Here is a 22,341-nt window from a genome sequence, read left to right as displayed (position 1 = left end):
CTATCGCGCCAAGGCGCGACTGCCGAGATGATTAAAACAACATTGGCGACGCCGCATGACGGCGGCCTAACTCGTCATGGCCAGCAATGGTTCCGCAATCCATTCCCATATTTTTCGCTTGTCCTGTATTACATCCGCTTCCAGCGTCATTCCTGGCTTGAGTGCCTGCACTTGCCCATAAGCGTCTATCGTCTGGCGCTCGAGCTTGACCTTGATGCGATATAACGCTTCATTGCCATTAAATCCGGCAATGTTTTGCTGGGCATTGGAGAGGATGGTGCTGGCAATATTCTGTGGCAATTCGGCAGGCGCAAACGGCGTCTTGCTCACATCAGTCACGATGCCGCGCTGCAAGCCAAACTTTTGATAGGGATAGGCTTGATAGCGAATCTGCACAAGCTGCCCAATCGCAACGAACCCTGCGGTACGGCTCGGCGCATACAGGTGTACTTCCAGAGCGGGGCCCTGCTGCTGTAAGCTAGGTCCGGAGGCAAGCGATGTTGCTTGTGGAATCAAGGTTGCCAGCGCCTGGCCAGCATTGACAGCCTGGCCCGGTTGATAGGTGATGGTGGTAATGGTTCCTGGCTGCGGTGCAGTGATCAGACTCGCCTTACGGTTGCTGTTCTCCGCAACCTCTTGCTTTAATACGGCCTGCGCCCTTTGCAGTTGAGCAAGATCGGTGGACAAGGTATTCGACAAGGCCGCCAGCTCAGCCTCGAGGTTGAGTCGGTTAGCCTGCAACTGGAGACGGGTTCTGGTCAGGCTGGAGACGCGCACACCCAGATCAATGAGATCTTCCTGCTTTTGCTGGGTTTGTGCTGGAGAAACGTAGCCATTTGCCTGCAAGGTTTCATATTTTTTTAAACTCTCTTGCGACAAACTATAACGCCGCTCTGCCAGCTCGATTTCCTGTGCAAGCTGCAACATCTCTGTTTCCTGATTTTTCAAGCGGACAACAATTTCCGCTCTTTTATCATCATGCTGTGCAATACGAACGCGTTGTTCAGCATCAAGGCTTTGCTGCCTGCTGGCTAATTGTTGAGCGATTAATACCGTCAACTCACCACTGCTGCTTTGACGCTCTGTCGATAATTCGAACAATGTCTGGCCAGCGAATACTCGTTCGCCTTCACGCACCAGGCTGCGAATTAAAATACCTTCATTGGGTGCATGAATTCCAAGACTTCCCGTATCCGGAACCAATATCCCAGCCGTGCGTGCTTTTTTTGTCACGCTCCCCATCACAACAAAAACAATCAATGCACCTGCAATCATGATCGAAAAACCTGCGATTAACCAGCTGGATAAAGGCTGCGCCAATCGAATGGCGCCCAAGCATTGTTGATTTGACGAGGCAACAACTTCCGACCGAAATAAGGGTAATTCGACTTCATTATTCATCGACATAGGAATGCGGAAAATCTAGCGGTCTTGGACCAGAAGACAGCGAGAATATACTTTCCCAGTGGAAATGTAAATATTTTTTGCTAACTTTTTTTAAAACCTTTTATCTACATATTTCCGCCGATATTTTTACTTTGCTATTCCAGCGACTATTCCGATAAAGACAGCATCCACGACAGGCGCAGCGCCTCATTTTTTCTGACAAAATGGATAAATGCGCATGATTCAAACAGCAGGACAAGCGAATGGCAGCCGCAACACCTCGGAACTAATACAGCTGCGCCAGCGCATTCCCCCGCACCTGGAACGCCACCTGCGCCACCGTCTTGCCCGCGTCATTGACGAGGGCCAGCGCGTGCTTGCCCGGCACGGGGCGCCAGCTGATGCTTTCCGCCGCGCCGCCCAGGTCCTTGCCGTCGAGCACCCAGCGCAAGGCGTGGCTGCCTTGGGCCTGGAAGAAGACGCGCTGCAGGGCGGGCGGGATGTCGGGGTCGATGGCGAGGATGCTGTCCTCGGCCGGATACACGATGGCGGGCGGCTTCACGGTGTCGCCCAGCACGGCGATGACGGGGCTTTCCGTGCCAGCAATAAACCATTCGCGGCGCGGCGCTTCCAGCGCGGGCTGGTACGCCACCATCTGCTGCAGCACGCCGGGCGGCGCTTTCGGGGCATGGCTGGGCACGTTCCTGTGCAGATAATCCATCACGTCGCGCCACACGGGCGCGGCGCCCGTCACGCCCGACACGTCCCACATGGGCTTGCCATCGAAATTGCCCACCCACACGCCCACCGTGTAGCGTTCCGAGTAGCCCATGCACCAGTTGTCGCGCATGTCCTTGCTCGTGCCCGTCTTGACGGCGCTCCAGAAATTCGTCCCCAGCTCGTTGCGCAAGCCAAACGTCATGCTGCGCGCGGCGCGATCGGCCAGGATATCGCCGACGATGAAGGCGGCGCCCGCTTCCATCACGCGGCGCCTGTCCTTGCCAGCCTGCCCCGGCTGCAGGCTGGCCGTGCTGTACAGCCCGCCGTTGGCCAGCGCACGGTAGGCGTTGGCCAGTTCCAGCAGGGTCACTTCGGATGAGCCCAGCGCCAGCGAAGGGCCGTAGTATTCGGCCGGTTCCGTCAGGCTAGCCAGGCCCACGTCCTTGAGGCGGTTATAAAAACCGTCCTGCCCCGTCAGCAGCACCGTGCGCACGGCGGGAATGTTGAGGGAACTGGCCAGGCTGGTGCGGGCGCTGACGTACCCCTTGAAATTGCGGTCGTAGTTTTGCGGCGCATACATGCCCGACGCCGTGGCGACGTCGAGCGGCGAGTCGTCCATGACGGAGGCGGCCGTCATCAGCCGGCGCTCGATGGCCAGTTCATATAAAAACGGTTTCAAGGTGGAACCGGCCTGGCGCAGGGCCGTCACGCCATCGACGTGGCTGCCGCCCGCATTGCCGACATAGGCGAGGATCTCGCCGCTGCGGTTATCTAGCACGATGATGGCGCCATCGTTGACATTGCGCTCGCGCAAAGATCCCAACTGCTGGCGCAGGTTTTCCTGCGCGAAGCGCTGCAAAGGGCCGTCCAGGGTGCTGGCGACCTGGGCGCCCGGCTGTTTCAGCAGTTGCTGTGCCACTTGCGGCGCCGGCGCCAGCTCCGCATACAGCGCGTTGCGCTGCAAGGCCGTCTGCACGCGCTGGCCGATCAGCTGGCAACTGCTGTCCATGCGCCACTCCTTCGCCAGCGCGCAAGCACGGCGCGTGACGGTGGCCGGCGGCGCATTCGGCGCGCGCACCAGGCTGGCCAGGATGATGCCATCGGTCTGGTTCAGGCCCGACGGCGCCTTGCCGAACAGGCTGTACGAGGCGGAGGCGATGCCTTGCAGTTCTCCCCGGAACGACACGAGGTTCAAATAGGCTTCGAAAATCTGCGCCTTGCTCCAACTGGATTCTAACGCTTGCGCGGCGCGCATCTGGTCCCATTTCTGGCGCAGGCTGCGCCCTCCCGAGGACGCCTGCAAATCCGCATCGAGCTGGCCTGCCAGCTGCATGGTGATGGTCGAGGCGCCCCGGGGCTTTTTCGAAAACAGATTATCCCAGGCGGCCGTGGCCAGCGCGGACACATCCACGCCGCCATGGCGCATGAAGCGCTGGTCTTCCGCCAGCAGCACGGCCTGCTGCACGGCGGGAGAGATATCGGCCAGCGGCACCCACGGCAAGCGCCGCACCTTCATGTCCACGCGTAACGATTGCAGCGGTGCGCCGCCCCTGTCCAGCAATTGCGCTTCCGAACTGCGGTAGGCCGCCTGCACCTGGGCCGGCGTCAGGACCGCCTCGGCGAAGACCGGGCCGGACAGCAGGCAGCTCATGGCAAAGATGGCACTCCTCACTGCCCCACCTTCACGTTCGCGTTCGGCGACTCGCCAAACATTTCGGGCGAATACATGGCCTCGATGCGCGTGGCCGGCAGGCTGAAATCTCCGGCATTGTTCAGGCGCACCGTGTATTCCACGCTCCAGTTACCTTTCGGCACGAAGGCGTAATACGCGCGGAAAGCGTCAAACGCGCGCTCCTCGAACGTGGGCCAGACCCAGCCCGTGGATTTCTCGCCGGCCGTCAGCAGCTGCGAATCGCGGCCCAGGCCGTTGCCCAGTACCGTGGCGCTGGCGGGTATCGGGTCGTCGACCACCACCCAGCTCATGTCCGCCTGCGCCGACAACTCCAGGCGCACGCGGTAGACGTCGCCGCGCGACCAGGCGCCCGCCGTCTTCTGCTCCACGGGCGTGATGGTTTTCCTGATCGTGTAACCGCTGGACACGGGCGCCTTGAGCGGGATGGCCGCCAGGCTTTGCACGGTGGCCCACGGCTTGCCCGTGCCGCTGTGCGCCAGGCCCAGCGTATCCGTGCCCTTCGGCCACGCCTGCAGCACGGGGCCCACTTTCGCCGCGCCATTCCACACGAGCGCCTGCGTATCGCCGCCCAGCTTGACGGCGCTGGCGCCCGTCACCGGCGTCGATTCGAATTTGGCCGAGAATTTGGCAATCGCCAGGGTGCCCCAGGCGTTGGCCACCGTCGTATCCCAGCGGCCCTTCTTCTGGCGACCCATGCTGCCGCGCACGAGGCGGCCGATATCATCCTTCCACGCCGGGTCGTCCATCACGGCCAGTAATAAACGGTTGGCGTTGACGTCGCCGGAGACCATCAGCCACCACCAGTTATCCTTGCGCTCGGTGGAAAAGCCCATGGTCGTGCCCTGGAAATTCAGGCGCGAACGCAGAATCTGCTGCGCCTCGGCCAGCAGCGCATCGCGGCGCGCCAAGCCAGGCGTGCGTTGCAGCAACAAGCTCCAGTCGATGACGGCGGAAGTGGGCCACAAATTCGGGCTGATGCTGATGCTCTCCAGCGCATCGGGCGGCACTTTATTCGAACGCGACAGCGCTTCCAGCGCCGCCAGCTTGCGCACGGCCAGGTCGGTCGTGGCCAGCGCGGAACGGCGCACGATCTTGCCCTGCACAAAGGCAGTCAAGGCTGCTTCCATGCGGTTCTTCGTCTGTTCCGGAATCGCATAGCCCGCCTCTTTAGTTGCCGACAGCACGTAGGCCGTCAGGCTGTCGCTGCCTTGCTCCATGATGGGGAAGTATTTCAGCAAGCCGTCGCCGTCCAGGTAGGCGGGCAGGCTGGCGGCCAGCTTGTTCCACGCCTCCTGGTCTTGCAGGGCGATGGCCTTCGACGTGTTTTGCTCGAAGCAGGTGTACGGGTAGGCGGCCATGTACTCGCGCACGCCGGGCAGCTCGCCGCCCAGCTTGGCGACAAAGCTGGTCTGCAGGCCGCCCCGGCCCGGCAAGGCGCCGGCTGGCATTTGCACGGACATATTGATGGGCTTGTCGATCTGCTGCAAGGTGGCTTGATACGTGCGCACGGGCGTGGCCTGACCTACCTTTTGCGTGATTTTCAGTTTATCGGTATGGTTTCCCGCCTTCGCGACTATCTCCCACACGATATTCTGCGCGCCGAGCGGCACCTGGTAATCCCAGCCCGTTTCGCGCGCTTCGCCCGCCGCCAGGCTCAAGCTCTGGCGCGGCAGCGCCTTGCCGGCCGCGCTGGCATTGAGTTCCACGCTCAAGGGGGCGGCCGAGGTGTTGCGCACCGTGAATCCCGCGCGCAACTGGTCGCCTTCGCGCACGAGGGCCGGCAAGCCCGACATCAAAATCAAGTCTTGCGAGCTGCGGATATCCGTGCTGCCCGTGCCAAACAATTCCTTGCCGGCGCTGGCGATGGCGACGATGCGGAAGCCCGTCAAGGAATCGTTGAGCGGCACCTGCACCGTCGCTTCGCCCTTGGCGTCGAGCTTGACGGTGCCTTTCCAGAACAGCAGGGTGTCGAACAGTTCGCGGCTGGCGCCCTTGCCGCCGCCACCGCCGGCTGGGAAGGCCTTGCGGCCGAAATGGCGCTTGCCGATCACCTGCATCTGCGCCGTCGCCGTTTCCACCTGCAGGCTGCGCTGCGCCATCATGGTGTCGAGCAACTTCCAGCTATCGTTGGGCATCAGTTCCAGCAGCCCCGTGTCCACGGCCGCCAGCGCCACTTCGGCGCCCGCCGGCAGCGGCTTGCCATCGGCGCGGCGCACGCGCACGGACACCTCCGCCTTGTCGCGCATTTGATACACTTCCTTGTCGGACACGACCATGACGTTCAGTTCATGCGCCTGCCACCCCACGTTCAGCGGCGCGATGCCCATCTTGTAGGCTGGCTTGCCCAGGTCGACCAGGGCCGTCGGCTGCACGCCATCGACACGCCCCCGCACGACAAACACGGACACATACACATTCGGTGCGTAATTCGGTTTGACCGGAATGGCCACCACCGGTTCCCGGCCATTGAGCTGGCGCACATAGGTGTCGAGGATGCCTTCGCGCTCGACCGTGATCAGCGCCGTGCCCGAACGGAATGGCATGCGTACCTGCAGGCTGGCCTCCTGGCCCGGCTCATAGCGTTTCTTTTCCGGCAGCACGTCGATGCGGTCATTGTCGCTGGCATTGAACCACCAGTCGCCGCTGCCGGCCACCCAGGTTTCGCGGTTGGCGACGGCCGTGTTGCCGGACGCATCCTGCGTGCGGGCGCGCAACACCAGATTGCCGCTGGCCGGTGCCTTCACGTCGCAGATCAACAGGCCTTTATTATCCGTCTTGCCATTGCAAGCGGGACCGAGCTTGACCACTTCGCTGCTGTTTTCATACGCATAGAAGCCGCCGATCAGGCGCCGGCGGTGCGAATAGCTGTTGCGCTGGAAGAAGTCGACGGCGACCGGGGCGTTCGCCACGGGCTTGCCATTGGTGCCCAGCACGGCCACCGTGAACTTGAAGGCATCCTTGCTCAAGGCCCAGGCGTCGGGCTTGATGCCGATCACATAGTTTGACGGCCACAGCGGCACGCGCGTGGCAACCGAGGCCGTCTCGCCATTTGCATCCTGGAAAGCCATTTCCGCCACCAGGTCGCGCGGCACGGACAGCTGCGGCAACTGGTCGATGACGATGCGCGCGCCGCCCGCCTTGTCCAGGGTCAAGCTTTGCGTGCGCGCAGCCGTCGCGCCAGGCCCGGCTGCTCCGCCACGGCCTTCGTCCTGCCACTCGCCCTCATCGTCGTCATAGCCCGTGCCCTGTTTCACCAGGCCTTCCTTCACGTCGCCATTGCTGAAGCTATAGTCGGGATAGTCGGCAAACGTCACGCTCTTGTCTTGCAGTACCGTGCGCAGCTTGACGGGCGCGTTGGTGGCCGCGCCGCCGGCAAGATACGTGATTTGCGCATCGAGGGCCAGCTGCTTTGCCTGCACGGCGGGCGCCTTTGGTCCCTGCAGCACGGCTTTCATGGTCGGCACGCGGAACGCTTCCACGCGGAAACTGCCGGATGGACGGCCCGCCATCGTTACGCTGTATTCGCCCTGCTTGGCGTCGGCGGGGATGACCCAGTCGCTTTCCGCCGTGCCGCTGGCGGACCAGCGCAGCGGTAACTGGTAGTTCTGGTCGCTGCCCTGGTGCGTGATGACGATGGAGGTGGCGCTGCCGGGACCGTTGTTCTTGTCGACCAGGCTCATGCCTTCGGCCGTGTGCTTGCGGATGAAATGCTTCATGTGCACGGTTTCGCCGGCGCGCAGCAAGGTGCGGTCGAAAACCGTGGCCAGCAGGGTGTTGTCGGCGCGCGTGTCATCCGTGGGCAGGTTGAAACGCCAGGCTTCGATGCCGCCCACCCAGTCCGACAGGGTGAACGTCATGTCGCCGCCGCTACGCGCACTGATAAAGTAGCGGCCATTGTTCTTGCAGCTGGAATTGGCCAGCTCGCCGGGAATGTGCGCCACACCGTCCGCGCCCGTGGCGCCTTGCCACAGCAGCTTGCCGGCGCAGTCGCGCACGGCCACTTGCGCTTTCGCAACAGGTGCGCCCTTGTCCAGCGACGTCACCCACACGAGCGACGATTGCGCGCCATGCTTGAAGTGGGCCGCCAGGTTCGTTACCAGCGCGGCCGTGCGGATATACGCGGTCGTCGGTTTGCCCAGCAACGCCTTGCCGAGGATGGGGCTGGCCAGCTCGACGACATAAAAGCCCGGTTTCAGCAAAGGAATGCCGATCACTTCAAAGGATTTCTTGCCATCGGGACGCGGCAGGCTGATGGGGCGCGTGCCGGCGGCGTCCGCCAGCACGGATTTGCCCATGTTGCCCGCATATTGGGCGTACGGCTGCCAGTATTCGCCGCCGTCGCCATTGCCGGCCAGGCGCTGCATCCACTCGATGATGAACTTGTCGTCATTGTCGGGCACGCGCAAGGTGGCGCCCGTGGCGGCAGCCGAGGCTTGCGCGACTTCCTTGCCCGACAGCACGGGCTCAATATTGCGCACGGTGACGGGCAGCAAGCCGTCGCCCTTCGCTTCGATGATGCCGAACGGGGCCGGGAACTTCAGCAGCGGCGGCTGTTCGCCCGTGCGCACCGTCATGGGGAAGCGCGCGCGGTTGAGCAAGGCGCGGCCCGCATCGTCCTTCAAGCCCGGCGGCAAGCTCAGCACAAAACTGGCCTGCACGGGAAATGGACCATTGAAGACGGCACCATACAGGAATTCCGCCTTTTCTTCCTCTTTTGAAATCGTCGGCGCATAGGTCTTGCCGCCGCCCTTCAGGGTCATGGCGCGCACCAGCGACGCGCTGACGGGCGCGGAAAACTGTACGCGCATGGGCAGGAAGGGGATGCACTGCTCCTTCGGATTGCTGCGCTCGCAGCTGAACTTGGCCGTGAAATCGGGACGCGTCTTGAACTGCAGGGTTTGCGCCTTGTCCGTGGCGATGCCGCTGGCGCTGGCAATGCCCTCGCCCCACACGAGCGACACCTTGGCGTTGGCGGGGAAGCTGCGCTTGCATTGCAGCACGGTGACGGGCAGCGGCGGCGCGCCCTTGCTGGCGACGGGCATGCCCGCTTTCCAGAGCGTGCCCCGCTTCTTGAAGTACACGGTCAGGTAGCGGTCGAGAAAACTCTTGCGCAGAGTCAATACCTGCTCCAGTTCCTTGCCTTTGAGCAGGCGCACGGGAATCTTTTCATTGATGCCATCGGCGCGGCAATACGCATTCGCGGCCACGCTGGCCTCGTTCGGCGCGGCGTCCAGGCCCAGCACGAAGATCTGGTTTTCATCGATGTACGGCTGGCCGTCATACGGTACGGCCTCGACGATGGCCGGGCCGCCCGTGGAAAAGCGGTATGCCGCCGTGCCCTGCAAGGCCTGGCCCGCCAGGTCCTTCAGCCCCGGCTTCAAGGTAAAGCTGCACGCCACGCCGGCCGGCAAGTCGCGCTCGAAATCGAAGTTCCAGTTGCGCTCGTCGGCCCAGCGCCCCGCGCCTGCCACCACGGCCGGCTCGGCCTTGCCGCAATCGATGGCGAACGGCGCGGGCAAGCCCATGTCGCCGAACGGCACCATCGGCGTGGCGAACTGGGCCCGCACCTGGCGCACGGCCTTGACCGTGCCGCTGGGCGAAAACAGGGACACGCCGCTATCGGCCCAGACCGGCGCCGCCAGGCCCAGCGACAGCAGCAGGCACAGCGGGCCCAGCTTGCCAGGCAGCGGGGAAGTAAGAACACGGGACAGGTCAGGCACGGGTAACTCCTTGATGAAAAGTGGCGGAGCTGGCTGCGGCGCGCAAAAGTTGCCTGGCGGAAGCACTGAAAAGCAACAGAACGCGGCAGGAATACAACATCAATGTAATATTAGTTATCAAGCTCATCATTGTTGCTAATATACAGTGGCATGCAGGTAACAAGTCGTACGATTGCCTCTTGCCGCGGCGCCAGAAATGGCCGTAAAAGTTTCACCAAGCAAATTAGTTTTTTTCAACACCAAAGTATTTGTCGTGAATCTGCAACACTATTGATATACCACAATGCTTTGTGCGCCAGCGCACCGACCACCTGAACCTGCAACCGTATTCTCTAGTCCAACAGCAGTGCATTTATCGCAAGAAAGCGCACCTGGAAGTGTGGTCTATCTCTAGCAATAGCACGTGTAGCAAGATGTCGTTTTGATGCTGTAGAGAAAATCTCTTATCAACGTTGGGAGTTACTTGTGAATAATCTAAAAAAAATCGCCGTTGCCGCCGCAGTCCTGTGCTCCGCCCTCGGCGCACAGGCCCAGGAAATCAATCCCTCCTGGTATATTCAACCTAGCATCAACGCACTCAAGCCAGATTCCGACTTTTCCGCGGATAAAACCGGCTATGGCGCAGGCTTGCGCTTCGGTAAGCCTGTTTCTCAGGACTGGGATATCCAGCTGGGTACCACGTATGCCCGCTCCAAGGATAACGGTCAGCGCTACCAGCAAAACACGCTGGGCGTAGACGGCTTGTACATGTTCTCGCGCAAAGCCTTCCGCCCCTTCCTGCTGGTCGGTGCCGGCATGCAGCGCGACAAGGACACCAGCTTCGCCTTCGGTGAACGCAGCAAGAGCTCGCCGTACGCCAGCCTGGGCCTGGGTTTCCAGTCCAGCATCACGGATCAGCTGTCCATCCAGGCCGACGTGCGCAATGTGCACGGCTTCCTGCGCGGCAATACCTTCGATCCTAACAGCAAGAACAACAACTACTACGTCACCGTGGGCCTGAACTACGCGTTCGACAAACCGCCTGCACCAGCTGCGCCACCGCCTCCGCCGCCACCGCGCGAGGAAGTCGTCGTAGTCGTGCCGCCGCCACCACCGCCACCGCCGCCAGCACGCTTTGAAAAAGTGACGATGTCGGCAACGGAACTGTTCGCGTTCGACAGCGCCAAGCTGGGTCCGACACAGACCAAGCTCGACGAAATCGCCCGCGTGCTGAACGCATCGCCGGACGTCAACAACGTCGTCATCAGTGGTTATGCCGACCGCATCGGTTCGCCCAAGTACAACCTGAAACTGTCGCAGCAGCGCGCTGATGCAGTCAAGGAATACCTGGTCGCCCACGGTGTGGCAGCCAACCGCCTGACGGCCGAAGGCAAGGGCTCCACCAATCCGGTCGTGGAATGCAACAACAAGAAACGTGCCGACCTGATCAAGTGCCTGGAACCTAACCGCCGCGTTGAAGTGGAACAGATCACCATCGAACGCCGCGTGCAGTAAGCTCGACAGTGGTACGCCACTTGTGAATAAAAAAAAGGGGCGCGAGCCCCTTTTTTGCATTGAAAGCCACCATGAATTTCTCTACCCGCTATCCCATACTGGCCGGCCTGGCGCCGTTCAGCAAGCAGATGCGCAGTGTCATCGTCTGCTCCGTCACCGAATGGCTGGAGCACCGCGCCTCGAGCAAGGGCGCCGCCCTCGCCTATTACACCCTGTTTTCCATCGCCCCCATCCTCGTGCTGGTGATCGCCATCGCCGGCTTTTTCTATGGCCCCGCCGCCGCGCGCGGCGAGCTGATGGGGCAATTGCAGGGTTTGCTGGGCACGCAGGGCGCCGAAGCCATCCAGCTGGTGCTGGCCGGCGCGAAAAACCATGAACAGGGCCGCATCGCCACCCTGATCGCCAGCGCCCTGCTGCTGTTTGGCGCCACCAGCGTGTTTGCCGAGCTGAAGGCCAGCCTCGACGAAATCTGGCAAGTGCCGCCCCTGAAGGAAGCGGGCGCCTGGGATATGGTGCGCACGCGCTTGCTGTCGTTCGGCCTGGTACTGGTGCTGGCCTTCCTGCTGATGGTGTCGCTGGTGGTCAACGCCGCCATGGCCATCCTCGCCAACTTCTGGGAAGGCGTGTGGAAGGACACGGCCGTGCTGTTTACCATCCTGTCGAACCTGATCGGCTTTGCCGTCATCGCCAGCCTGTTTGCCGTCATCTATAAGATGCTGCCGCGCGTGCGCCTGTCCTGGCGCGACGTGGTGATCGGCGCCGTGGGCACGGCTTTCATGTTTTCACTGGGGAAATATGCGATTGGCGTGTATATCGGCAACAGCGGCGTGGCCAGCAGCTATGGCGCGGCCGGTTCGCTGGTCGCCCTGCTGCTGTGGGTATATTACTCAGCGCAAATTTTCTTCCTGGGCGCCGAGTTTACGCGCCAGTTCGCCCTGCAACTGGGCAGCATGAAGGATATGCCAAAGACGGACGACGGCGACGTGCAAGTGAAGATCCTGAAACGCCACCAGTCGTAAATCGGCGTTCCGGATGCAACAACGGCGCCCGCGGGCGCCGTTGTTCTTGGCATTGCCGCAAGCTATTCGCCCAGCAGTTCCGCCACCACTTCCATGCCTTGTACGCGCTCGGCCACGACCTTCACGATGACGATGATGGGCACGCCCAGCAGCAAGCCCCAGACGCCCCACAGCCAGCCCCAGAACAGCAGACTGACGAACACGGCGGTGGGATTCATGCGCGCGATGCGCCCCGTCATCCAGGTGGTGACGAAGGTGCCCACCAGGGTGGCGATGGCCATCGACGTACCCGTCACCAGCAAGACCATTTCCAGCGATTCGAACTGCAGGAAGGCGACCAGCCCCGTGGCGATGGTGATGAGCAAGGGGCCGAAGTACGGCATGATGTGCAGCAAGCCGGCCACGATGGCCCAGGCGCCCGCGTTTTCCAGGCCGATCACGCGCAGGGCGATCCACATCAGGACGGCCAGCAAGACATTCGTGACGAGCAGCATGAACATATAGTTCTGGATCGAGGTATTGATGTCTTCCAGGATGTGCACGGTGACCTTCTTGCGGCTCAGCGACGGTCCCGTCAGCTTGACGAGCTTGCGCTTGAAGGTGTCGCCCGACAGCAGCAGGAAAAACACGAGGAAGATGACCATGGTCGCCTGGCTGAGAAAGCCCACCAGGCCCAGCGACCCGGCCCAGACCCAGTCCATGATCTTGAAGTTGGGCGCCTCGGCGGCGGCGGCGCGGCGGTTGTTGCGGCGCGCTTCGGCGCCGGCGGCCACTTGCTCGATTTCATTGGCCACGGCCTGCATTTTCTGGAAGGTGCTGTTCTTGCCGCCCGTATTGGCGGCGATCAGCCGCGACAATTTATGCGTGGCAGCCGGCAACTCTTCCACGATGGATTCGAATTCGCCCTGCACGCGTTCGACCACGACGATGGAACCGAACAGTATCAGGGCCGTGACGGCCGTGGCGCCGATGGCGCGCGGCAGGCGCAACTTTTCCAGCCAGGCGACGACGGGATTGAGGGTATAGGCAATGAAAATGCCGAAGATGACGGGAATGAGGAATTTCTGTGCCCACTGCAGCGCATAAATGAAGCTGACGGTGGCGATGATGCCCAGGGCCATGCCACGCGCATTGACGTGCAGCGGCAAACGCAAGGTTGAGTCTGGCTGCTCCACGGGCGCGCCGGGAGGTGGCCCGACAGGCTCGGTGGAGGCAGCCGCCACCGGCTCGGGCGGGGTATCTGTAGGCTGGATATGCATGCGATTCCCGCGACGGTCGGTGGAGGGCCGCAGTGCCAGCCGTGGGGCTGGCCGCTGCGGCAGGTCAGGCCATTACTTGACGCGGATGTCGTTTTTTACCGACTTCACGCCCTTGACGCCACGGGCAACTTCACCCGCTTTGGCGGCATCGGCTGGCTGGGCCACGAAGCCGCTCAGCTGAACCACGCCCTTGAAGGTTTCAACGTTGATTTCCGTCGATTTCAGGGTAGGCTCGTTGAAGATGCTGGCTTTCACCTTGGTGGTGATGGCCGCGTCGTCGATGTACTCGCCCGTGCCTTCTTTGGTTGGGGTCGATGCGCAGCCTGCAACGGCGAACAGGGAAGCGACGAAAAGGCCAGTAGCGATAGATTTAGTGAATTTCATGGTTTTTTCCTTAGGAGTGGTCAATCAATGTGCTCACAATGAGCTTCTTATACCAGTGTGGTGACTGCGCGCCGGACGGAGCTCAGTAGCCAAACTGGGTTTTTGCAGCCTTGATACAGTCATCCTTGGCTGCGCCGGCTAATGCATCGCATTTTTCTGTCGCGACCTTGTACTCGGCTTTTCTTTTTGCTTCACGCGCATCGCTGCGCGCTTCGATGACTTTCTTGTCTGCCTTGGCATCGGCCAGGGCCGCCACCTTGGTGGACTTGGCCAGCTTGACGCAGACATCCTTGTCGTTGCCCGTCAACGCATTGCAGCGGGCCAGGTCGACGTCGTAATTGGCATCGGCAATCTTGATGCGCGCCTTGGTGTAGGCACGCAGGGTATTCGTGTATTGCGCCTGCGCCACTGCTTCATCGTAGGCGCGCACGGCCTTCGCTTCGGCGATGCAGACATCCTTCGGGTTGCCCGTGATTTTTTCGCACTCGGCATGCGCCAGCTTGTAATTCAGGCCCGCCTGTTCATTGGCCGCCTTGTAGGCTGCTTTCGCTTCCGGCGTGGCAGCCACGGCCTGGCCGCCCCAGGCGGCACATGCCAGGCTGACGACGATGGCGGTGAAAAGCTTATTCTTGTTCATGTTGTATTTCTCCCTGGTGGTACCAAGCATGTCTGCTTGGCATGACTACCGTTTTACGTGGATCGTCTCCGTTCTTCTGTACGCTGCCGTACACAAGCAATTTATTTTGAAACAAGCAGGCAAGTAGGGGGAAATAACAACGCTTGTGCAGAAATCCGGCCATGCAGCGATCGCGCCGGCAGCAAATAAGTACGTGCGGCAGCGTACAGACCAGGGACAGGGCCGTGACTAAGATGGCACTACACCCTCACCTCGTCAGGAGAATAAAATGAAAACCAACGCCACCTTGGCTGCACTGATGCTTGCCGCCACCGCCGTATTGAGCGGTTGCGCCACCGGTCCTTCACAGTCACAACAGTATTACCCGGCCAACCAGCCTGAGTCCGCCATGTACGGCACCGTCGATTCCATCCAGATCGTGCAGGGTGGCGGTCAAACCAGCGGCGCCGGCGCCGTGGTCGGCGGCATCGCCGGCGCCCTGCTGGGCAATACCATCGGCTCGGGCGGCGGACGCACGGCCGCCACCGTCGCGGGCGCCGTCGCCGGCGGCGTGGTGGGCAACCAGGTGGAAGGCCGCAGGCAGCAAGCCCAGGCCTACCAGATCAGCGTACGTCTCGACAACGGCGAATACCGCACCGTGGTGCAGGACAACGCGAACGATTTGCGCCCAGGTAACCGCGTGCGCGTCGTCGACGGCCGCGTCTACCGCTATTAATCCCCTGGCCAGGCTTGTCCGCAAGCCTGCGCCGGACCATGCACCAACTAGGAGATACCATGGGCACCATCATTCTGATCATCTTGATCCTGGCCCTGGTCGGCGTCCTGCCTACCTGGCCGCATAGCCGCAACTGGGGTTACGGCCCCAGCGGCATCGCCGGCCTGGTCGTAGTGATACTGATCCTGCTATTACTGACGGGCAGGTTGTAAAAAAAGGCGCTGCGGCGCCTTTTTTATTTCAAGGAGGAAATATCATGACTATCCACAACACACTCTTGGCCACCCTGTTCGCCTGCAGCGTGGCGCCGCTGGCATTGGCACAGACGGCCACGCCGCAGCCGGGCGATCCGCAACGCTGGTACCAGGAAGACAGCACGGCGCAAGCCCAGCTGCGCACCCTGCGCAAGGAAATCACCGCCGCCCTGGCCGAGGCCAAAAAAGCATGTCGTTCGGAACCGTCCGCCACGCGCGCCACCTGCCTGAAGGACGCGCAAGATACTTACCGGCAAGACATGGCGAACGCGGAAAAACTGCGTGTAGCGGCGCATCCGCAGCAGTAATCTATGGCAACGCGGCCTGATCAGGCCGCGTCGCGTTCGTATGGCGGCAACTCGTGCACCACGAGCGGCGTGTCTTCCGTGACAAAGGCCAGCCAGCCGGCCGCCTTGATCGCGCGCAAGCCATCCTGGTAGCCCTGCTCCCAGCGCCACTCGATGGAGCCCTTGGAGAAATTGATATCCTTGGCCGCCATGTGCCAGTCGCGCCCCGCATACGGCAGGCGCACGATGTGCATGGTGCTGTCGCAGCCGAGCGCCGCCAGTTCTTCGGCCTGGCGCTGGCTGTGCGCGTCCTCGGGCAGGCGGGCATACAGTTCGCGCAGCTTGTGCTGCATGGTATGCATGTTGACGTAGTCCTCGATATGGCGCTTCGAACGCGAGGCGAAGGTGACGTCCTTTTGCCGCGTCTGCACTTCATCGAGGGTGGTCGGTTCCGGCCCTTCGGAGCTCCACAAGTCCACCATGAAGACCAGGGTGTCGACGTGGGGCGTGTCGTCGAGCACGGTTTCCAGCGGCGTGTTCGAGTACAGGCCGCCATCCCAATATAAATCGCCCTCGACGCGCACGCCGGCAAAGCCGGGCGGCAAGGCGCCGCTGGCGCGGATATGGTCCGCCGTCAGCGGCTGCCGCTGGCTGTCGAAACTGGTGAGGCTGCCGCATTTGACGCGCAGGGCGTTGACCGTCAGGCGCATGCCGCCGGGCTGGTTCAGGTAATCGAAATCGACCAGCTCCTCGAGGGTGCTGGCCAGCTCGCTGGTGTCATAAAAGCTGGCCTCTTCCGGCTTGACGGCGATTCCCGCCGAGAACAGGCTGAAGATGCGCGGCTTGAAGAAGCCGGGCACGCCGCGCAGCACGGTATCGAGCGTGGCCAGCCAGATGTTCGAACGGCGCTGCTGGTCCGAAACGAGGTTCATGTCGACGCTGTCGCGGTGCGCCACGCGCTGCCAGAACTGTTTCAGACGCACGAGCCTGTCCTCGTGCTTGTTGCCGGCCAAAATGGCGGCATTGATGGCGCCGATCGAGGTGCCTACCACCCAGTCGGGCGCCAGGCCATGTTCGTGCAGCGCATGGTAGACGCCGGCCTGGTAGGCGCCCAGCGCACCGCCGCCCTGCAGCACCAGCACGATGCGCAGGCGCGAGGGATTTAACTGATTGATCGGTGTCTTTGAATTCGTCATCAAGATGGTCCCTCTATCCGCCGCGCGAAGTACGGCGTGAATCATTGTAAGGGATTGCGCCTGCCCGTGCCGGACGTTGGGCACGGGCAAAAAAAACGCCGTCAATGACGGCGTTCCTGTGCTACACGGCTGGCGTTCAGCGCTTGCGGCGCAGCCAGCTGGCGGCAACGGCGGCCACGGCCACGAGGACCAGGGCCGGCTTGACCAGCTTCTTGCGTCCGATAAACGATAGCGCCGTCAGCACGTAAGGCATGGCGCCTTGCAAACGCATGCCGCCCGGCGCCAGCAGGGACTCGACGCGGTGGCCGGCAAAGCCGACCGCCGTTTCGACCACGCCCTGCAGCAGCGATTCGGGACGCAGGGCATAGCCCACGTTGGCGCGCGCATGCACGATGCCCACGCGATACATCTCGCCCTGGGCGATCAGCATGCGCTTGCGGGCGGCTTGCACCGCCATTTTGTCGTTTTCCGACATGAATTCTCCTCGTAAGGCCGCTTACATCAGCATGTCGCGGTCAGCCTTCAATTCCGCCATGGTGGCGGGCATGGACAGCTTGCCTTGACGCAGCATGGCGCGCGCATACATGACCAGGATGATGGCCAGCAGTACGAACACGACCGTCATGATCGCCAGGATCTTCCAGCCCAGGCTATCCCAGGCCAGGAAGACGACCAGTACGCTGCCGTAAGCGATGGCAAACAAGCCCGCCACCGTCGCCAGCGCGAAAATGACCACCAGCTGCAGCATGTGATTGCGCACTTCCGACAGTTCGATGGTGGCCAGTTCCAGCCGCGACAACATCAGTCCGACGGCGTTCTTGGCCAGGCCGGCGACCGAGCCGATCAATCCCGGCCCCTGGTGAGACGAAGCAGACTTGTCCATATCGCTCCTGACAATGGATTACTTGCGGCCCAGGATGAAGCCGACCAGTACGCCGACGCCAGCGGCGACGGCTACCGTGCGCCATGGGTTTTCCTTGACATAACCGTCCGCCTGCGAGGCGAGCTGCTTGGTAGCGACGATGGCCGACGCTTGCGCTTCGTGCGCCTTGGCCAGGGCCGCGTCCAGGGTTTTCATGCCCTTGATGCGCACTTCGTCGGCTTTTTCGCCCGTCAGGGCGGCAGCGGCGCTGAACAGGGCTTGCGCATCCTTGACCAGGGTTTTGACATCGTTATTGACGGTGGTGATATTGTTTTCCAACATGGTTTAGCTCCTTAGCTGTGGATGAATGTAGTTACTATACCTACTTTACTCAAAAACACTATTCCATTAGATCGCGCATATCATCGGCGTGCTCTTCCTCGACAGCCATGATTTTGATCAACAAATGGCGTGTGGTCGGGTCCTTGTCGCCGATTTTGACGATCATCTGGCGATACGACTCGATCGCTACCCGTTCCGCGATCAGATTGGCACGCACCATGCTTTGCACGTCTTCGGAGTCATCATACTCGGCATGGCTGCGCGCAAGCAATGTTGCAGGATTAAAATCTGGCTTGCCATTCAATTGCACGATGCGTTCGGCCAGCCAGTCGGCGTGCTCTTGCTCCTGTTGCGCATGCTCAAGGAACTCGGCCTTGATGGTGCCATTGTCGCGCCCGCTCACGGTGTAGTAATGGCGTTTATAGCGCGCAATACACACCAGTTCGGTGGCCAGCGCCCCATTCAACAGGGTGATCAACTCCTGGCGGTCGCCCTGGTAGCCGGCCGTCACGGCGCCGTCGTCCAGGTTTTTGGCGGCAGCGCGGATGGCGGCCGTATCGATGCCAGCTGGAATCTCAACAGATGTTTGGGTCATGATGCTTCCTTTCAAGTATTGCATGGGTATCCACCGGCCAACTTTCGGCCGGTGCTGCCTTTCTACTGCCGCGTCAACTGGCGCGGCTTAGCGGCGGGCGGGAATGGCCGTGTTGTCCTCCGACAAGACGATTTCCACACGGCGATTCAGCTGGCGGTTTGCCGCCGTATCGTTGCCGGCGGCCGGATAGGCGGCGCCATAGCCTTTCGTGGCGATGCGGTCGCGGCTGATGCCTTGCTCCAGCAGCGCATTGCGCACGGATTCGGCGCGGCGTTGCGACAATTCCAGGTTGTGCGCGGAACCGCCCGTGCTATCCGTAAAGCCTTCGATCAGCACGGTACGCTGCGGGTTGTTTTTCAGCACGTCGGCCAGCTTGCGCGCCGTATTCATGCCATCGGCCGTCAGGTTCGCCTTGTCCGTGCCAAACAGCACGTCGCCCAGGGTAATGACCATGCCGCGTTCGGTTTTCTTGGCGGCCAGGTCGGCCAGCTGCGCTTCGAGTCCGGCGGCGCGCGCTTGCGCATCGCGGGCCGATGCTTCGGCAGCCTGAGCCTGGGCCTTGGCCGCTTCCGCATCCGCTTGCGCCGCCTGGGCGCGGGCCGTAGCCTGGTCAGCCTGCTGCGTGCGCGCATCGAGGCGCAACTGGTCGCGCTGCTTGCCGGCGTTGGCGATATCGGCTTCAGCCGCTTTCTGCTTGGCGACTTCTTGCGCCGTGGCTATTTTTTGCTTGGCCAGGTAGGCCAGCTTGTCGACTTTTTCGCTATCTTCCTGGCGCGTGGCGGCCGCGTTTGCCGCTTCCAGCGCAGCGCTCGCTTCGCGGAATTCGCGCGGCGCATAGGTCGATACCATCGGGTTCGATTGCGCCGCCATGTAGTCGCCGCGCGTCTGGTCGAGCAGGCTGGTGGTGGTCGGTGCGGAGCTGCAGGCGGCAACGAGGGCGGCCATGGCCAGCAGGCCGGGAATGGTGGTGTAGGTAGCTTTTTTCATGATGGGGTCCTGTTATTGTTGTTAGTTATTGTTTTGGGGCTTGCTGATTGGCACGGTCGAGTTCTTCGCGCATGACGCGGATGTTCTCGTTGATTTCATCGGCGGCGCTGGTGGCCTTGGCCGAGTTGGCCTTGCTTTGCGCCAGCTTGGCATCGGCTTGCGCCTGGTCGGCCAGGTCGCGCGCCGTCTTGTAGTCGCGGTCTTTCAGGGCCTGGTTAGCCATGCGCATTTTTTCGCGGGCCGAACGCATTTCATCGGGTGCCAGGTCGGCGGCGCCGGCGCTGGCGGCGTTATCGACAGCGGCGCGCGACACGGCGACATCGGCCGTGGCTGGCGTTTTCAGGCTGGAGCAGCCCGTCATCAGGACAACGGCCGTGGCGCAGGCGGCCAGGGCGGCCAGTGGGGAAATCTTGAAATCTCGGTTTGTCATTTTTTTTCTCCTGGAGAATTGTTAAGCGGTAGGTATCAACGTCGGCACATCTGGAATCAGGAACTGCGTTTGATGTATGACGTTATAGGCTCCGGTTCCCCGCATATCCGTTCGGTGCCGCACATAGAGTAAGAAATCGACAATACTTGCATCGGCAACGTGCGCCAGCGCACGTGCCGGACCGCAAAAGCGAGAAACGGGCCCTGCTTTGGAGCGATTCCTGTAGCATCGTGAATACTTGTCCAGAAAGAATCGTCCACCATGCAACTGTCCCGCCGCCAGAAAATCGCCCTCGCCAGCACTGCCGTGCTCATCGCCCTGCCCGTCACGGCCGCCGTCGTCCTGCTCAATATGGACTGGAACCGCGCCAAGCCCTGGCTCAACGCGCGCGCCAGCGAAGCGCTGGGGCGGCCCTTCGCCATTGCGGGCGACCTGTCGCTGACGTGGCAGCAGCCAACGGCGGCGGGGCAACAAAGCTGGCGCGCCTACCTGCCGTGGCCGCACTTGCAGGCAAAGGACGTGCGCCTGGGCAACCCGAGCGCCATGGCCGGGACGGGTGAGCAGGCGCAGCTGGCCAGCGTCAGCCAGCTGGCATTTTCGCTCAATCCTTTGGCCCTGCTGGACAAAAAGATCGTCATCCCCGAATTGCGTTTCGACACGCCGCAGGTGAATTTGCTGCGCAACAAGGACGGCAAGAACAACTGGACCTTCGACAAGCAGGAGCAGCCGTCGCCGTGGCAGCTGGAACTGCAAAGCGTGGTCTTCAGCAAGGGCACGGTGATGCTCGACGATGACGTGACGGGCACGGCCATGCGCGCCGATGTCGACACCATCGCCGGCGATACGCGCTACGGCATCGCCTGGACGCTATCGGGCAAATACCATGGCGAAACCATCAAGGGCGGCGGCAAGGCGGGCGGCGTGCTGTCGCTGCAGCAGCAAGGCACGCCCTTCCCCATCCAGGCCGACATGCGCGCGGGCGGCAGCAGCGTGGCCATCGAAGGCACCCTGACGCGTCCGGCGGACCTGGCCGCGCTCGACGTGCGCCTGAAGCTATCGGGGCCCAGCATGGCTCGGCTGTATCCCTTGACGGGCGTGTTGCTGCCGGAAACGCCGCACTTCAGCACGGAAGGCCATTTGACGGGCACGCTGGCACCGCGCGGCGGCGAATGGGTGTATGACAAGTTCAGCGGCAAGGTGGGTTCGAGCGACATCAGCGGCAAGCTGGCCTTTTCCGCCAGCAAGCCGCGCAAGCGCCTGACGGGCGAAGTCCACTCGCGCCTGCTGCAATTTTCCGACCTGGGCCCGCTGGTGGGCGCCGATTCCAGCGCCAGCAAGAAGGAGCGTGGCGTGCCGTCGACGCAGCCGGCCGGCCGCGTGCTGCCCGTGGAAACGTTCAAGACGGAGCGCTGGACCAGCCTGGACGCCGACGTGCGCTACACGGCTGACAAGATCACGCGCGACGCCGAGCTGCCGATCAGCAAGCTCGACACGCATGTGGTGCTGATGGACGGCGTGCTGTCATTGACGCCGCTCAATTTCAATGTAGCGGGCGGCACCCTGAGCTCGCAGATCAAGCTCGACGGCAGCGGCAAGGTCATCGCCAACGGCATCGCCGCCGAACTCAAGGCCAGCGCCCGCCATCTGCACATCCAGCAACTGTTCCCCCGCCTGCCAGCCCTGCAAGCGAGCGTGGGCGAAATCAATGGCGACGCTTCGCTGTCGGCCACGGGCAATTCCGTCGCCAGCCTGCTGGGCAGCTCGAACGGCGAAGTGCGCGCGCTGATCAACCGGGGCAGCATCAGCAAGCTGCTGCTGGAAGAAATGGGCTTGAATATCGGCAGTGTCGTGCTGGCCAAGCTGGCCGGCGACAAGCAGGTCAAGCTCAATTGCCTGGCCGCCGACTTCGCCGTCACCAAGGGATTGATGCAGACGCGCCAGTTCATCGTCGACACGGATGATGCCGTCCTGCATATCGATGGCACGGTGAACCTGGCCGATGAACGGCTGGACCTGACCTTGCGGCCGGACAGCAAGGGCTTGCGCATCTTCTCGCTGCGCTCGCCCCTGTACGTGCATGGCACTTTCAGCAAGCCCGACGTGAGCGTCGACAAGGGCGTGCTGGCCTTGCGCGCCGGCGGCGCGCTGGCGCTGGCCGTGGTGGCGCCCGTGGCGGCACTGCTGCCGCTGGTCAATACCGGCCCCGTCGAAGACAGCGAATGCGCGGCGCTGCTGGCCCAGGCGCGCGTCAAGCCGGTAGCGCCGAAGCCGGGCAAGACCGCGCGCAAACACCGCTGAACAAGAGGGAAAGAGACGGCAGCCGTGCACGATTACAATTGTTACACCCCTATGTGCGTTGCC

At 62.1% G+C, this 22,341-nt stretch carries 19 protein-coding genes; 6 read left to right on the top strand and 13 right to left on the bottom strand.

What is annotated here, in order from left to right:
- Window positions 1–66 precede the first annotated feature (66 nt).
- From ACQ4WQ_RS24280 to ACQ4WQ_RS24270, 3 genes are all read right to left on the bottom strand, one after another.
- Complete coding sequence (locus ACQ4WQ_RS24280) at window positions 67–1,407, bottom strand: HlyD family secretion protein (RefSeq protein ID WP_436500602.1); 1,341 nt, start codon at window positions 1,405–1,407, stop codon at window positions 67–69.
- 265 nt (window positions 1,408–1,672) lie between these two features.
- Window positions 1,673–3,757 carry a penicillin-binding protein 1C gene (gene pbpC, locus ACQ4WQ_RS24275; RefSeq protein ID WP_436500600.1) on the bottom strand — a complete coding sequence of 695 codons (2,085 nt, stop codon included), beginning with the start codon at window positions 3,755–3,757 and terminating at the stop codon, window positions 1,673–1,675.
- Between the two features lie 17 nt (window positions 3,758–3,774).
- A complete protein-coding gene (locus ACQ4WQ_RS24270; protein ID WP_436500598.1) occupies window positions 3,775–9,519 on the bottom strand; it encodes an alpha-2-macroglobulin family protein in 5,745 nt (1,914 codons plus the stop codon).
- A gap of 465 nt (window positions 9,520–9,984) precedes the next feature.
- Between ACQ4WQ_RS24270 and ACQ4WQ_RS24265 the strand changes: the two genes are divergently transcribed.
- Both ACQ4WQ_RS24265 and ACQ4WQ_RS24260 read left to right on the top strand, forming a co-directional pair.
- Window positions 9,985–11,013: an OmpA family protein gene (locus ACQ4WQ_RS24265; RefSeq protein ID WP_326455905.1), complete on the top strand. Its 1,029-nt coding sequence runs from the start codon at window positions 9,985–9,987 to the stop codon at window positions 11,011–11,013.
- 71 nt (window positions 11,014–11,084) lie between these two features.
- Complete coding sequence (locus tag ACQ4WQ_RS24260; protein ID WP_436500596.1) at window positions 11,085–12,032, top strand: YihY/virulence factor BrkB family protein; 948 nt, start codon at window positions 11,085–11,087, stop codon at window positions 12,030–12,032.
- A 62-nt stretch (window positions 12,033–12,094) separates the two neighbouring features.
- Here ACQ4WQ_RS24260 and ACQ4WQ_RS24255 read toward each other — a convergent pair whose 3' ends face one another.
- From ACQ4WQ_RS24255 to ACQ4WQ_RS24245, 3 genes are all read right to left on the bottom strand, one after another.
- Entirely contained in the window at window positions 12,095–13,291 is a 1,197-nt protein-coding gene (locus tag ACQ4WQ_RS24255; RefSeq protein WP_414654659.1) for an AI-2E family transporter, read from the bottom strand.
- A gap of 72 nt (window positions 13,292–13,363) precedes the next feature.
- The gene (locus ACQ4WQ_RS24250) at window positions 13,364–13,675 is read right to left on the bottom strand and encodes a BON domain-containing protein (RefSeq protein WP_034758914.1); all 312 of its coding nucleotides are present in this window, start codon (window positions 13,673–13,675) and stop codon (window positions 13,364–13,366) included.
- An 82-nt stretch (window positions 13,676–13,757) separates the two neighbouring features.
- The gene (locus ACQ4WQ_RS24245) at window positions 13,758–14,312 is read right to left on the bottom strand and encodes a hypothetical protein (protein WP_071078642.1); all 555 of its coding nucleotides are present in this window, start codon (window positions 14,310–14,312) and stop codon (window positions 13,758–13,760) included.
- A 268-nt stretch (window positions 14,313–14,580) separates the two neighbouring features.
- On the opposite strand from ACQ4WQ_RS24245, the gene ACQ4WQ_RS24240 reads away from it, so the two are divergent.
- From ACQ4WQ_RS24240 to ACQ4WQ_RS24230, 3 genes are read left to right on the top strand one after another with little or no spacing between them, the layout of a single operon-like run.
- Window positions 14,581–15,027, top strand: a complete 447-nt coding sequence (locus ACQ4WQ_RS24240) for an outer membrane lipoprotein (protein WP_070278587.1) — start codon at window positions 14,581–14,583, stop codon at window positions 15,025–15,027.
- A 59-nt stretch (window positions 15,028–15,086) separates the two neighbouring features.
- Window positions 15,087–15,239, top strand: a complete 153-nt coding sequence (locus ACQ4WQ_RS24235; protein WP_010396415.1) for a DUF3309 family protein — start codon at window positions 15,087–15,089, stop codon at window positions 15,237–15,239.
- Window positions 15,240–15,283: 44 nt separating this feature from the next.
- Window positions 15,284–15,589, top strand: a complete 306-nt coding sequence (locus tag ACQ4WQ_RS24230; RefSeq protein WP_436500593.1) for a hypothetical protein — start codon at window positions 15,284–15,286, stop codon at window positions 15,587–15,589.
- A gap of 20 nt (window positions 15,590–15,609) precedes the next feature.
- On the opposite strand, the gene ACQ4WQ_RS24225 is transcribed toward ACQ4WQ_RS24230, so the two are convergent.
- From ACQ4WQ_RS24225 to ACQ4WQ_RS24195, 7 genes are all read right to left on the bottom strand, one after another.
- On the bottom strand, window positions 15,610–16,764 hold the full coding sequence (locus ACQ4WQ_RS24225; RefSeq protein WP_436500767.1) for a patatin-like phospholipase family protein: 1,155 nt from the start codon (window positions 16,762–16,764) through the stop codon (window positions 15,610–15,612).
- Between the two features lie 136 nt (window positions 16,765–16,900).
- A complete protein-coding gene (locus ACQ4WQ_RS24220) occupies window positions 16,901–17,239 on the bottom strand; it encodes a hypothetical protein (protein WP_436500591.1) in 339 nt (112 codons plus the stop codon).
- A gap of 21 nt (window positions 17,240–17,260) precedes the next feature.
- Entirely contained in the window at window positions 17,261–17,647 is a 387-nt protein-coding gene (locus ACQ4WQ_RS24215; protein WP_326455910.1) for a phage holin family protein, read from the bottom strand.
- Window positions 17,648–17,665: 18 nt separating this feature from the next.
- Window positions 17,666–17,968, bottom strand: coding sequence for an ElaB/YgaM/YqjD family protein (locus ACQ4WQ_RS24210; protein WP_070224914.1), 303 nt, complete (start codon window positions 17,966–17,968; stop codon window positions 17,666–17,668).
- A 58-nt stretch (window positions 17,969–18,026) separates the two neighbouring features.
- Complete coding sequence (locus tag ACQ4WQ_RS24205; RefSeq protein WP_070224913.1) at window positions 18,027–18,563, bottom strand: ferritin-like domain-containing protein; 537 nt, start codon at window positions 18,561–18,563, stop codon at window positions 18,027–18,029.
- 87 nt (window positions 18,564–18,650) lie between these two features.
- The gene (locus ACQ4WQ_RS24200) at window positions 18,651–19,550 is read right to left on the bottom strand and encodes an OmpA family protein (RefSeq protein WP_326455911.1); all 900 of its coding nucleotides are present in this window, start codon (window positions 19,548–19,550) and stop codon (window positions 18,651–18,653) included.
- Window positions 19,551–19,575: 25 nt separating this feature from the next.
- On the bottom strand, window positions 19,576–19,980 hold the full coding sequence (locus tag ACQ4WQ_RS24195; RefSeq protein WP_070224911.1) for a DUF4398 domain-containing protein: 405 nt from the start codon (window positions 19,978–19,980) through the stop codon (window positions 19,576–19,578).
- 261 nt (window positions 19,981–20,241) lie between these two features.
- Between ACQ4WQ_RS24195 and ACQ4WQ_RS24190 the strand changes: the two genes are divergently transcribed.
- Complete coding sequence (locus tag ACQ4WQ_RS24190) at window positions 20,242–22,278, top strand: AsmA family protein (RefSeq protein WP_436500587.1); 2,037 nt, start codon at window positions 20,242–20,244, stop codon at window positions 22,276–22,278.
- Window positions 22,279–22,341: the final 63 nt, after the last annotated feature.

It is taken from the genome of Janthinobacterium goodfellowi, assembly GCF_051380695.1.
GTDB lineage: Bacteria > Pseudomonadota > Gammaproteobacteria > Burkholderiales > Burkholderiaceae_D > Janthinobacterium.
This window is presented reverse-complemented; position numbering and strand designations above follow the sequence as displayed.